1 protein-coding gene is annotated in these 639 nt (G+C 59.5%); it reads left to right on the top strand.

The genetic code is table 11. From position 1 onward, the window contains the following. Positions 1-129 precede the first annotated feature (129 nt). On the top strand, positions 130-639 hold a 510-nt coding region (locus MJ601_RS21795), incomplete at its 3' end, for an IS110 family transposase (RefSeq protein ID WP_242130485.1).

Below are 639 nucleotides of genomic sequence, written 5' to 3' on the forward strand. Positions count from 1 at the left end.
ATGGGGTAATCGCGGGAAGCGAGTCGGCCCTGGTCAGCTAGAGATGGAAGGGGGTGGCTGTTCCCCGATAAGATGGAAGTACGGGCTCACGACGTGATGCCGGGCCCAAGCATCTAATGGAGAACAGCCATGGGAGAATATATCGGTCTTGACGTCTCTATGATAGACACGGCGATCTCGGTTCGGCGCGACGGCAAGCGGGTCTGGCGAGGTAAGTGCGCGTCGGATCCGGAGGCTATTGCCCGGGTGGTCCGAAAGCATGCTCGAGAACCTGAGCGGGTCATCTTCGAAACCGGTCCCTTGTCCGTCTGGTTCTACCACGCCCTTCAGGCTGAGGGACTGCCAACTATATGCGTCGACGCGCGCTACGCCAAAGCGGCGTTGGACATGGCCGCCAACAAGACGGATGCCAATGACGCCGACGGATTGGCGCATTTGGCCGAGGTAGGCTTCTACCGCGAAGTTCGGGTAAAAGGCTTCGACAGCATGCTGACCCGCACGCTCGTGGCAGCTCGGACCAAGCTCGTCAGGATCAAGACGGAGATATCCAATCAGATCCGGGGTCTGATGAAGACGTTCGGCCTGATCGTTTCCGCGGGGAAGGGTAGCACGTTTGACGCAAATGTGTGCGCCAGGCTG

Source organism: Sphingobium trunci, from assembly GCF_022664535.1.
GTDB lineage: Bacteria > Pseudomonadota > Alphaproteobacteria > Sphingomonadales > Sphingomonadaceae > Sphingobium.